This is a genomic window from Arthrobacter sp. 10N418 (genome assembly GCF_056394725.1).
The window spans coordinates 35,892-48,101 of sequence record NZ_JBFTIK010000008.1 but is presented as its reverse complement, the minus strand read 5'-3'; the positions used below and the strand labels follow the sequence as shown (position 1 = coordinate 48,101).

Sequence of the window (12,210 nt, the reverse complement as noted above, 5' to 3'; positions counted from 1 at the left end):
ATCTAAAGACCGGCCGCCGTCGCCAGTTTCTTCATATTTGCCCTGCCCGTCGCTGAGTCCCACGATTTCGACGACGGCGTCGCGGCGACGAGCTTGAACAGGCGGGAGTCCTGAAGCGAGGCCACCACAAATTCCGTCGAGTCGCTCAGTTTGTTGACGCCAAATTTCGCTGGGTGCGCCAGCCCCGGAAGGTCTTCGGCGTTCATCAGAAGTGCAAATGGATTCGCGGCAATTGCCGCCTGTGGCGATGGATACGTCAGGACTTCGATGACAAGGCCGTTGGTCGTAACCCCGCTTTTGTCGAATGGATAAAGACAGGAGTCGGTGGTGGTCCCGTCGGGCGACCTTTCGGAACCCGGCTGGGAGGGACCCAGCGAGGACGCGACATCCCCCAGGGCGTCCTGGATGGCACCTTGGCTCAGCAGGGCGCAAGCAGCCGAGTCCGACGACGGCAGGACGGTCCGTCCATCCCTGCCAATGGTGGGCCCCGTGGGGGCGTTGCTGCTCGGTGACGCCGCAGGGGAGTCGCTGCCCGCTCCGTTCCCGGACGAAGGGCCGCCGGACGAGCACGACGAAGCCGCAACGAGTATCACTAGTCCGGCGAAGCCGGCCGCCATGCGCCTACCGGAAAACATCGGAGCCTACCCCCATGATGAGCCGATCGCCGGGTGCGGCTGTACGCAGGTAACGCACGATGTCGCTTTCGCTCAATGAAATACATCCCCAGGTGGCTACAGGATTGGAATGGAGAAAGATGGCGAAGCCGGCATTCATTGTGATGGGCGAGTCCGGTTCCCGGTTGTAGTTGATCACGGCGCCCTGCCTGTAGTCGCCCTGCCGGCGCGTGGCGTAGTACCACATGTTTTCATCCGGAAAAATGTCTGCACTGGACTCGAAGTACCTGTTGTAGTTGCCGTTCAACCGGCCGCCCCACCGGGAATAGGGGTTCAGGGTGATGTAGTTCAAGGCCGTCCCTGGGTTTCCGATTCCGAAAGCATCAGAAATCGTGAAGGAACCGGTGGGCGAGTATTTGTTGATGGTCGGCCCGGTTGCCACGCCCGGACGGGCAAAACCGCTTTCGCCGTCAAATCCGCTGGTGCTCCATTCCGTGCGGTAGGCGCCGTTCTCACGGACGCAGTTCACAAAGCTGATGTGGGTCGACGGGTAGTTCTCGGCAACCGCGAAGGACACCCGGGGTGTTCCTCCGGGGTACTTCGTGGTGCCGCGGTTCAGCGATTCGCAGTAGCTTGCCGGGAACTGCGAATAGCTGATTCCGGACTGCGGCGACCAGCTGACCTTGCCAAACTGGTAGTACTGGGTGCACTGCCCGCCGCTGCAGGTTTCGGCTCCTGTGGGAAAACCAAGCGAGCCGCGGTCGAAGTTCCGTGCTCCCCATTCGGCACGGGTGGCCCCCCACGTGGGCTGGGCTCCGGTGCCAGGACTCCAGATGATGGCGCCGCCCTGGTAGTCCTGGTAGCACCCTCCCTGTGTAAGTCCGCACGTTTCGGCGTTGGTCGGGTACCCCATCGGACCGTCGACGAAGTTCAGCGTGCCCCATCGGGCCCTGATTGCCCCCCAGGTGGGTTGGGCTCCGGTGGCCGGGCTCCAGATGATGGCGCCGCCCTGGTAGTCCTGGTAGCAGCCTCCCCGCGGCAGTCCGCAGGTTTCAGCGTTCGTCGGGTAGCCCATCGGACCGTCGACGAAGTTCAGTGTCGCCCACCGGGTCCGCGTGGCCCCCCACGTTGGCTGGGCCCCTGTGGCGGCAGACCAGATGATGGCCCCGCCCTGGTAGTCCTGGTAGCAGCCGCCCTGCGGCAGCCCGCAGGTGACGTCTCCTGTGGGGTAGCGCATGGGGCCATCTACGAAGTTCAGTGTCGCCCACCGTGCCCGGGTGGGACCCCAGGTCGGTTGGGCTCCGGTGGCGGGAGACCAGATGATTGCGCCGCCCTCATAGTCCTGATAGCAGCCGTTTTGGGGGAGCCCGCAGGTTGCGGCGGCAGTAGGGTAGCCCATTTTGCCATCCACGAGGTTTTGCGCGGTCCACTTGGCGAGAATGTCGCCAGTGACGGGCTGGGCCTTCGTGGTGGCGGTCCAGGCTATGCTGCCGTTGGCAAATTCCTGGAGGCAGCCGTCGTTGCGCAGCCCGCATGACGCCGGCGCTTTGGCCGCCCCAAGGAGGCCGGTCTGCGCACCGAGACTTGTCCAGCGATCAAGAATGGCCTGGGCGCCTGTGGTCAAGGGAACGCCGGCGTCCCCCTGGGCTTGGGCGCCTGCCACGGGCGGCGTCGCCGCCGCCTCCGACGGCTGGATCGAGGGAGCCGGGGGAGTGGGGCCCGACGTGACACCCGGGGTTGGCGACTGGGAAGGCGGCCGCGGCTCCGACGGTGCGCCCGGTGCGCCTGAAGGTAGCGCCGTCGCGTCGTTCGACGGTGTCGCGGCAGTTGCACTCGGCACCGGCGAAGGGGCGGGGGTTGAATCTGCAATTGCCGGGGACCCGAGGGCTGCCGCCAACGTCAGTGAACCCAGGACGGCCCAGAATGGTCTGTGGCGTGTTCTCATTTTGTGCATTTATCCCCCAATTAACGGCCCTCACGACTGCAAGAATCACAATAGCGGTTATTCGCGATGTTTACCCGTAATAAGGAGGACGCGCCGAAATCAATAGCCGGCAGGGCCGGGGCGGTAGCGCAGGTTGGCCGGCGCTAGTCCCCGGTGACCTTATGGGTCATTAATGATGGGAATTGTTTCGGAATTTCCCGGAGAAATGCCGCCGCAATCTGTTGTCCCAGCCGGTGTTTTCCGGTTCGGGCCAGTTCTATGGGCGTTTTGCAGCGCCGTCCCGGCGGGCGTGAATCACCAAGCGCTGCCCGCAATTGCGCATCTTTACGGCGCAGTCTTGAGTTTGACCACGGCCCCCGCGGCGGCCGACCACGTGATGGTCCCGCCCTGGTAGTCCTGGTAGCAGGCCCCGGCAGGCTGGCCGCACGTGGCGTCGCCGGTGGGGTAGCCCAGTGGGCCGGTGAGGAAGCCGGTTCTGGCCCAGGCTGCACGGATCGGTCCGGTGGAGGGGTGGGCGCCGGTGGCCGGGGACCAGATAATCGCGCCGTTCTGGTAGTCCTGGTAGCAGCCGCCGGAGGGTTGGCCGCACGTGACGTCGCCGGTGGGGTAGCCCAACGGTCCGTCGAGGAAACCGGTTTTGGCCCAGGCTGCACGGATCGGTCCGGCGGAGGCGTGGCCGCCGGTGGCCGGGGACCAGATGATCGCACCGTTCTGGTAGTCCTGGTAGCAGCCGCCGGAGGGCAGTCCGCAGGTGACTTCGCCCGTGGGGTAGCCCAGGGGTCCGTTCAGGAAGCCGGTTTTGGCCCAGGCGGTTCGGGTCGGACCGGTGGAGGCGTGCGCGCCGGCCGCCGGGGACCAGATGATCGCGCCGCCCTGGTAGTCCTGGTAGCAGCCGCCGGAGGGCAGCCCGCACGTCACGTCCCCGATGGGGTAGCCCATCGGGCCGTCCACGAAGTTCATGGCGGCCCATCGGGCCCGGATGGGTCCGTAGGTGGGGTGGGCGCCGAGGGCTGCGGACCAGATGATCGCGCCGCCCTGGTAGTCCTGGTAGCAGCCGCCGGAGGGGAGCCCGCACGTAACATCGCCCGCAGGATAGCCCATGGGGCCGCTGAGGAATCCCGATGCGTTCCACGCCGTGCGGACGGACCCGGTCGCCGTGTGCGCGCCGGTTGCGCCGGACCAGGCAATCGTTCCGCCCTGGTAGTTCTGGTAGCACCCGCCGGCGGGCTGCCCGCAGGCGAGGTCGCCGGTGGGGTAGCCCATCGGGCCGTCGACAGAGCCGGCTTTGCCCCACGCAGTCCGGATGGGACCGGTGGATTCGTGGGCGCCGGTGCCGGCGGACCAGATCATTGCCCCGCCCTGGTAGTCCTGGAAACAGCCGCCTGAGGGCAAACCGCAGGACACGTCACCGGTGGGGTAGCCCATTGTTCCATCGACGAAGTTCAGCGCGCCCCAGCGGGCCCTGATCGGCCCGTAGGTGGCCCGGGAGCCGGTGCCGCTGGACCAGATGACCGCACCGCCCTGGTAGTTCTGGTAGCAGCCGCCCTGCGTGAGCCCGCAAGTGACCTCACTGGTCGGGTAGCCCAACGGTCCGGTGAGGTAGCCGGTTGCGCCCCAGGCTGTGCGGACGGATCCGGACGTGGTGTGTGCGCCCGTGGCCGGGCTCCAGATGATCGCCCCGCCCTGATAGTCCTGGTAGCAGCCGCCCTGCGGCTGGCCACAGGTCACATCGCCAGTCGGGTAGCCCATCGGGCCGCCGAGGAACCCGGTGGCCGCCCACTCGGTTCGGATCGGCCCGAAGGAGGCGTGCGAACCCGTGCCGGGGGACCAGATGATGGCGCCGCCCTGGTAATCCTGGTAGCACCCGCCCTGCGGCTGGCCGCAGACAATCCCCGAGGCCGGCGCTCCGAGCGACGTGGTGGAAGCTGCCGTTGCGGCAATCCCCTGAGTCGCAGCGGGCGGCACTCCAGTGGCAAACCGCTGGAGGCTGGCGTAGTCGCCGTTCCAGATGTTGGAGTCGCCAGCAAACGGGCCCGTGCTGCTGTACTGCCACATGCTGAAGTTGTCCCAGCTCGACGGAATCGGGCCGGCATAGTCTGAGGCGGATCCGGGATAGTAGGCGACCCACAGCGGATAGTCGCTAAAGCCACCCGGATCGCCGGTGCACTGCTTCCACCAGGACGAGTTCGTGTAGATGACCGGCAGGCGGCCGGTCAGGGAAAGCATCGTGTTTCCGAAGTCGTGCACCCAGGACGTCAGCTGCGCCGGTGACATGCCGTAGCACGTGTCGCCGAAATAGACCCCGTTGATGGTCCGGCCCGCGTACGGGTTGTACTCGAAATCCAGTACGGGCGGAAGGGTGTAGCCGTCCGAACTCCACCCGCCACCATTCTGGACGAAGTATTGTGCCTGGTCCGCGCCTGACGACCAGTTAGGAATTGCGAAGTGGTAGGCACCCCGGATCATCCCGACGCTGCGTGATCCGTCGTACTGGGAGCTAAAGGAATCGTTGGTGAAGTAGTTGCCTTCGCTGGCTTTTACGTAGGCGAAGCGGGCACCCATATTCCATTGCGTCGGCCAGTCGACGCCGGACTGGTAGCCGCTGACGTCAAGGCCCTTCACGCCAAACGACGGCGACCACGAGCCCTGCGTTGTCAGTGTTTCGATCGCTGCGGACTGCGTGCTGGTTTTGAGAGACGGCGAAGGTCCGGCAACCCGGGCGGAGCGCTGGCCCATCTCGGCGCCTCCAGGGCCCACGGCGGCAGCCATTGCGGCCTTGTCCTTCGACGCCGTGCCGGCAGCCGGGGCACCCACTGACGCCGTCGGGGCGGCGGCCGCGGCAAGAGGCGCGGAGTTGGGGGACACCGTTGGCGCCGGAGCCTGGGCGGCGGGCGCGGGAGCCGGCGCGGGCGTGGTCGTCGGCGCTGCCGTCGCAGCTGCCGTCGCGGTGGTGGTCGCTGCGGAAACGGCCGGCGTCGGTGTCGGCTCGACGGCGGCGGACGGCGAGGCGAGTCCAAGCCCGGCCAACAGGGAAGCGGCCAGGGCGATGACCCCGACTCGGCGGCCGCGGTGACTATTGGGGGAAGTTAGGGTCCGCTTCATTTTCCGCTCCGGAACAGCGACACGTTCTTAGGCCGCATCACATGGGTCTCAAGGCCGGGTCCAGCGCCAAGAAGCGGCCCGGCTAGAGAATGTCTGACTTGTCGCGCCCACCCTAACACCGGCAGAAATGTGAAACCAGTGATTCGGATGTTGCTGGTGTGAATGTTGTCATGCCGCAACCTGAGAAGTTGTCCACAAGCCCCGCAGCAGGCTCTTGCCCGGCCGACGGCCTCCGCCTATTTTTAACCCAATTGCACCGCCTCTCGGCAGGGGCGAAAGTCATATTGGGGGCCACATGGAGGCTGTGCGCATTGTCGAGGACGAAGTCCGCGAGCTGATCCGACGGCGGGGTCTGGACCCTCAGCGGCAGGCCGGCGAAGTCCGGCGTCTCGTGGAAGCTGCAGTCAGTGACTACGACGAGCGGGCGCTCCTTGCACCGCTGCCTCCGTTGGGGCCGTTGGAGTCGGCCCGAAGATTCGTCTACGACGCAGTGGCCGGGTTCGGGGCGTTGCAGCCGTTGCTGGATGATCCGTCAATCGAGGAAATCTGGATCAACTCCCCCGACGAGATCTACGTGGCGCGCAACGGGGAATCGGAGCTGACTTCTGTCTCCCTGACAGGCCAGCAGATCCGGGACCTGGTGGAGCGGATGCTCAAGAGCTCCGGCCGCCGCTTGGACATGTCGTCTCCGTTTGTGGATGCCGCCCTTCCGGACGGGTCCCGTCTGCATGTAGTCATCCCGGATGTCACCCGGCGCCACTGGGCCGTGAACATCCGCAAATTCGTGGTCAAAGCCAGCCGGCTTGAGCATTTGGTGGAGTTGGGCACGCTCACTCCGCAGGCCGCACGCTTCCTCGGTGCAGCCGTGGCCAGCGGCCTCAACATCCTCGTGTCCGGAGCTACGCAGGCAGGGAAGACGACCATGCTGAACTGCCTCGCCGCGAGCATCGGAACCCGCGAGCGCGTCATCACAGTGGAGGAAATCTTCGAGCTGCAGTTTCCGCTCCGTGATGTTGTGGGTTTGCAGTGCCGGCAGCCCAATCTTGAGGGCGCGGGTGAAATCCCCCTGCGCCGACTGGTCAAGGAGGCGTTGCGCATGCGGCCGGATCGGCTGGTGGTCGGCGAGGTTCGGGAAGCGGAAAGCCTGGACATGCTGATCGCCTTGAATTCCGGGCTTCCCGGGATGTGCACTGTCCATGCCAATTCGGCGCACGACGCGGTGACGAAAATATGCACCCTTCCGCTACTCGCTGGGGAGAACATCTCCAGTGCCTTCGTGGTCCCCACAGTGGCCTCCTGTATTGACCTTGTGGTCCATTGCAGCAGGCACGCCAACGGGCGCCGGCAAGTGACGGAAATCCTGTCGCTCGGCCGCAGGGTGGAGAACGGCATCATCGAGTCGTCCATGGTGTTCGCTGTGACGGATGGACAACTCCGTGCCAGGGCCAATTCGATGCCGGCCGCGGAGAAATTCGCGCAGTCCGGGTACGACGTCGCGGCGCTGCTGGGGCCGCTCTGATGGCGCCGCTGCTGGGGGTGCTCGGCGGGGCGGGACTGCTGTTGATCTGGTGGTCCTTGTGGGAGAAACCGCGGACGGTCCGGCCCATGCGCCGGGCGGGGAGGCTGGAGGACCTGCTGCGGACAGCGGGCATAGAAAGAGTCAGCGCGGCGGGACTGATCACCTCTTGTCTGGGGGTCGGGGCTTTCACGACTATTACGTTTTTCGCAGTGACCCGGTCGTGGCCGATCTCTGGATGTTTTGGCCTGTTCGGCGGTTGGCTGCCCATGGCTATCGTGCGATGGCGCGCCCGCAAGCGCGCAGCCGTCCTGCGCCAGCTCTGGCCTGACGTTGTGGACCACCTGCGGTCGGCCATCAGGGCAGGCCTGTCGTTGCCCGAGGCGCTGATCCAGCTGGGGCACAAAGGCCCGGTGGAGCTCCGTCCGGTGTTTATCGACTTTGGTTCGGACTACCGTTCGGGAGGCAGGTTTGACCCGTCCCTCAATCGCCTGAAAGAACGGCTTGCGGATCCGGTGGCTGACAGGATCGTGGAAGCCCTCCGACTCACCCGGGAGGTAGGGGGCTCAGACTTGGGCCGGCTCTTGGGCACCCTCGCAGAATTCCTGAGGGAGAGCGCGCGGACCAGGAGTGAGCTTGAGGCCCGGCAATCCTGGACGGTCAACGCTGCGCGGCTTGCCGTTGCCGCTCCGTGGGTAGTTCTGGTGCTGCTGGCGAGCCGCCCCGAAGCGGTGACGGCCTACAACACGCCGGTCGGCGCTGCCGTGTTGCTCGGCGGACTCGGGGTCTCACTGCTTTCCTACGCCATCATGCTCCGCATCGGTGCTCTGCCGGAAGACGAGCGGGTCCTCCGGTGACAGGGCTCATGGCGAGCGCCGCGGCGTGCGGGCTTCTCCTCGGTTCCGGCCTCTGGCTATTGCTCGTGAGGCTCCCGTTCATGCGCCCCATAACGTTCGCGGATCGCATCGGGCCGCAACTGAAGACCCATAACCTGGAATCACGGCTCCTGCGGGCAGTGCCCGGAAACATCACCCCTTTTGGTCCACTCGAACGAATTCTTCGCCCTGTGATCAGCGATGCCATCGCGTCGGCGGGCAGGATCAACCTTGGCTCGACGGCCTTGAACCGCCGGCTTGCCCGCGCGGGCAGCAGCCGGACGACGGCGGATTTCCGGGCTGAGCAACTCCTGTGGGCTCTTGGCGGTTTCGTCCTCGCGGTCGGTGTGCTCGTCCTCGCCGGAGTGATCGGACGGTTCAGCCCGTTTGTGGCCGTCCTGGTCGCGCTTGGCGCCGCCACGGGCGGATTCCTCCTGAAGGACTATCTGCTGGGTGCGCTCATCAAAAAGCGCGAATCCCGAATGATGGCCGAGTTCCCCAGCATCGCTGAGCTCATGGCCCTTGCTGTCAGTGCCGGCGAAAGTGCCACCGGGGCGCTGGACAGGGTCTGCCGCAGTGCCAGGGGGGAACTGGTGAAGGAATTTACCCGCGTTCTGGCCGAGACACGCGCCGGGACGCCCCTCGTGGAGGCGCTGCAGGAGTTCTCAGCGCGGACGGACCTTGGCCCGCTGGTCCGCTTTGTTGACGGGATGATCGTTGCCGTGGAGCGGGGAACGCCCCTCGCAGACGTGCTGAGGGCACAGGCCCAGGATGTCAGGGATACAGCGAAGCGGGATCTGATGGAGTCGGCTGGGAAGAAGGAAATCGGGATGATGGTGCCGCTCGTATTCGGAGTCTTGCCGCTCACCGTCGTATTCGCCGTGTTCCCGGGTCTGGCGGCGATCAGCCTGGGACTGTAGGGCCCCGGATTCCCCCGGCACGTATCACGGGAGAAGCAAGGAACATATCACGAGGGAAACAGAGACGAAGCAAGAGAAAGAGGACAAAGTGACAAAAATCGGAAGCCGCGTGGCGCTGTTGATCTTCACGCTTGGCATGTTGCTACGGCGGTCCGGTCCACGCACCGGAAGCAGAAATTCCGCTGAAGATGGCCGGGGGCACAGCGAACGTGGCGACGTCCCGGGGTGGGTGATGATCACGCTGATGTCGGCCGTCCTTGTGGCGGCACTGCTGGCGCTCGCCGGGCCGGCCCTCGAGGCATTGTTCAACCAGGCTATGGACAAGGTCCGGCAATAGTCCGCGGGAACCCGCCGGATCTAAGGGCTGGATGCGGGACATGATGGACGGGCGGGCGCCCGCGTGCCGTACCGGCAAATATCCCGCCTTGGCCGGAAGTGCGCGGCAAAACGGCTCGGCGGTTGTCGACTTCGTGCTGATCGGCGCCCTCGTGACGCTTTTCTTCCTGGCGATCATCCAGCTGACCCTCGTCCTCCATGTCCGGAACACGCTGATTGATGCGGCAGCATCTGGTGCCAGGTACGGCACGCTCGCGGACCGGAACTCCGAGGACGCGCGGTCCCGGACGTCCCAGCTGATCAGCGTGGCACTTAACCCGGAGTTCGCACAGGACGTGACGACGCGCGAATCGACGTATCAGGGCATCCCCACGTTGGAGGTGACGGTCCGAGCCCCATTGCCAGTCATTGGCCTGATCGGTCCCCGCGCAGTGCTGGAGGTGACAGGCCATGCGGCCATCCAGCGGTGAACGGGAAGTGCCCTGCCCCGATCAGCGCAGCCCCGGCATGGGCCGTCCCGGCCACGCACGGCCCGGTACGGGCCGCCCCGACGGCTGCCGCCTTGGCCATGCACGCCCCGGCGAGGAAGGCACGGGCGACGACGGCGCGGAGCGGGGGAGCGCCGTCGTCGAGTTCGTCTTCCTGTCCCTGCTGCTGATGGTGCCGCTGGTCTACTTCATCATCACGGTGGGTCAGATCCAGGGCGGTTCCTTCGCCGTCGTGGGGGCCGCGGACCAGGCAGCCAAGGTCTTCGTCGCCCAACCCGACGCAGCCAGGGGACGCGCAGCCGCCGAACAGGCTGTGCAGCTGGCGCTCGCCGACTATGGTCAGCCTGCGGCCAACGCCAGCGTTGACACGAGTTGCGAACCCGCGGACTGCACCGCCGCCGGGTCGGCCGTGACCATCACCGTGCACCTCACCGTGCCGCTGCCGTTCGTTCCGTTCAGTGATTCGCTGCGGCTCAACGCCAGCCAACTCAGCGCCTCGGCGACCCAGATTGTGGGACGCTTCCGATGAGTCCCTGCAGCGGCCGCCGCACGCCGCCCTGCCCCCTGGACCGCAGTCCCCTGGACCGCAGCCTCCGGGACCGCAGCCTCCGGGACCGCAGTCCCCAAGCACGAGGCGAGGACGGCCAGCTGATGGTGCTGATCATCGGCTACGTGCTGGTGGCCCTCCTGGTCGCAACCGTAGTGATGGCTGCATCCAGTGTCTACCTCGAGCACAAGAAACTGCTGTCCATGGCGGACGGCGCATCGATGGCGGCAGCGGACAGCTTCACCTTGGGACAGCTCGGAAGCGGCTCCGGCGCTCCCACCGCGATCCTCAGCGCCGGCAGGGTGCGCAGTACCGCCGCCGACTATCTCAGCCGCAATAGCGCCTTTGCGCGGTTCAGTGACCTCGCCGTCGCCCCGGCGACAGGGAGCCCCGACGGTTCTACCGCCGTCGTGGCGCTGAGCGCCACAGTTCACCCGCCCATCGTCAACTTCCTGGTCCCGGACGGCATCCGGATCGAGGCGACGTCGACGGCGCGGTCCCGGCTGACGCGCTGACCGCGCACCGGTACGAGCCCCGCAACCGGGGCGGACCGGGGCGATCGGCGGGGCGGCGCGCGGGGGATAGCGTAGGCTTGAAAAACCATGGCAAACATTGATTTTCCCGCTGAAATCCGCGCGCTGCGCGCCACCTATGCCTCCATCGAGAACGTTTCGAATGTCGAGGCGCTCAAGGAAGACATCGCCGAACTGAGCGAGCGGGCAGGCGAGCCCAACCTGTGGGACGATCCCGCGGCCGCGCAGGTCATCACGTCCAGGCTCTCGCACCGGCAGTCGGAGCTGGAACGACTGAACTCGCTGAACTCGCGCATCGACGACCTCGAAGTCCTCGTGGAGCTCGGCCAGGACGAGGACGACGCCGCCTCCATGGGGGAAGCCGCGACGGAACTTGAATCGATCAGGAAAGCGCTCAAGGAACTCGAAGTCGTGACGCTGCTCTCCGGCGAGTTCGACGAACGTGAGGCCGTGGTCACCATCCGTGCCGGCGCCGGCGGCGTCGACGCCGCGGACTTCGCCGAAATGCTGCTGCGCATGTACCTGCGCTGGGCCGAACGTCACGGCTACCCGACGACCATCATGGACACCTCCTACGCCGAAGAAGCCGGGCTGAAGTCAGCCACTTTCGAGGTCAAGGCGCCGTACGCCTACGGAACGCTGAGCGTCGAAGCCGGCACCCACCGCCTGGTCCGGATCAGCCCGTTCGACAACCAGGGCCGTCGGCAGACCTCGTTTGCCGCGGTGGAAGTGATCCCGCTGATCGAACAGACCGACTCCATCGACATCCCGGACAACGAGATCCGCGTGGACGTCTTCCGCTCGTCCGGCCCGGGCGGCCAATCGGTCAACACGACGGACTCCGCGGTCCGCCTGACCCACATCCCCACCGGAACCGTGGTGTCCATGCAAAACGAGAAGTCACAGCTCCAGAACCGCGCGGCGGCCCTGCGGGTTCTCCAGTCCCGCCTCCTGCTGCTCAAGAAGGAGCAGGAGGACGCCGAGAAGAAGGCGTTTGCCGGCGACGTCAAGGCCTCGTGGGGGGACCAGATGCGCTCCTACGTCCTCAACCCCTACCAGATGGTCAAGGACCTCCGCACCGAGCACGAGGTCGGCAACACCTCGGCCGTGTTCGACGGCGAGATCGACGACTTCATCGACGCGGGGATCCGCTGGCGGACCGACAACCGCAACGCCGAGAAGTAGGCCCGGAGCGCCGCAGCTGGGAGGTCCCCGGCAATCGCGCGACACGCCCTGCCGCTCCGGCCCATCCTCCGGCGTCCGTGCGTATAGTCGAGGGGCCGGAGCTCTACTTCCCCCAAACGAAAGCCCGTGCACCGGCAGCAGAACAGGGT

The 12,210-nt window shown here is 66.1% G+C and carries 11 protein-coding genes; 8 read left to right on the top strand and 3 right to left on the bottom strand.

Annotated features, from left to right (window positions below):
* Positions 1-2 precede the first annotated feature (2 nt).
* From AC1DCZ_RS08360 to AC1DCZ_RS08350, 3 genes are all read right to left on the bottom strand, one after another.
* Positions 3-206, bottom strand: coding sequence for a hypothetical protein (locus AC1DCZ_RS08360; protein WP_476974166.1), 204 nt, complete (start codon positions 204-206; stop codon positions 3-5).
* A gap of 415 nt (positions 207-621) precedes the next feature.
* Complete coding sequence (locus tag AC1DCZ_RS08355) at positions 622-2,277, bottom strand: L,D-transpeptidase family protein (protein ID WP_476974165.1); 1,656 nt, start codon at positions 2,275-2,277, stop codon at positions 622-624.
* Positions 2,278-2,883: 606 nt separating this feature from the next.
* Positions 2,884-5,661, bottom strand: coding sequence for a GH25 family lysozyme (locus tag AC1DCZ_RS08350; RefSeq protein WP_476974164.1), 2,778 nt, complete (start codon positions 5,659-5,661; stop codon positions 2,884-2,886).
* A gap of 295 nt (positions 5,662-5,956) precedes the next feature.
* Between AC1DCZ_RS08350 and AC1DCZ_RS08345 the strand changes: the two genes are divergently transcribed.
* The 8 genes from AC1DCZ_RS08345 (at position 5,957) to prfB (ending at position 12,061) form a co-directional block, all read left to right on the top strand.
* Positions 5,957-7,180 carry a CpaF family protein gene (locus AC1DCZ_RS08345; RefSeq protein ID WP_476974163.1) on the top strand — a complete coding sequence of 408 codons (1,224 nt, stop codon included), beginning with the start codon at positions 5,957-5,959 and terminating at the stop codon, positions 7,178-7,180.
* Entirely contained in the window at positions 7,180-8,034 is an 855-nt protein-coding gene (locus AC1DCZ_RS08340) for a type II secretion system F family protein (RefSeq protein ID WP_476974162.1), read from the top strand. The genes AC1DCZ_RS08345 and AC1DCZ_RS08340 overlap by 1 nt, the downstream gene beginning before the upstream one ends.
* The gene (locus AC1DCZ_RS08335; protein WP_476974161.1) at positions 8,031-8,972 is read left to right on the top strand and encodes a type II secretion system F family protein; all 942 of its coding nucleotides are present in this window, start codon (positions 8,031-8,033) and stop codon (positions 8,970-8,972) included. The genes AC1DCZ_RS08340 and AC1DCZ_RS08335 overlap by 4 nt, the downstream gene beginning before the upstream one ends.
* Before the next feature lie 136 nt (positions 8,973-9,108).
* A complete protein-coding gene (locus AC1DCZ_RS08330; protein ID WP_476974268.1) occupies positions 9,109-9,309 on the top strand; it encodes a hypothetical protein in 201 nt (66 codons plus the stop codon).
* 88 nt (positions 9,310-9,397) lie between these two features.
* A complete protein-coding gene (locus AC1DCZ_RS08325) occupies positions 9,398-9,778 on the top strand; it encodes a TadE family protein (protein WP_476974160.1) in 381 nt (126 codons plus the stop codon).
* Positions 9,759-10,325: a TadE/TadG family type IV pilus assembly protein gene (locus AC1DCZ_RS08320; RefSeq protein ID WP_476974159.1), complete on the top strand. Its 567-nt coding sequence runs from the start codon at positions 9,759-9,761 to the stop codon at positions 10,323-10,325. The genes AC1DCZ_RS08325 and AC1DCZ_RS08320 overlap by 20 nt, the downstream gene beginning before the upstream one ends.
* A complete protein-coding gene (locus AC1DCZ_RS08315) occupies positions 10,322-10,858 on the top strand; it encodes a pilus assembly protein TadG-related protein (RefSeq protein ID WP_476974158.1) in 537 nt (178 codons plus the stop codon). Before AC1DCZ_RS08320 ends, AC1DCZ_RS08315 begins: the two co-directional genes overlap by 4 nt.
* Positions 10,859-10,945: 87 nt before the next feature.
* Entirely contained in the window at positions 10,946-12,061 is a 1,116-nt protein-coding gene (prfB, locus tag AC1DCZ_RS08310) for a peptide chain release factor 2 (protein WP_476895283.1), read from the top strand.
* Positions 12,062-12,210: the final 149 nt, after the last annotated feature.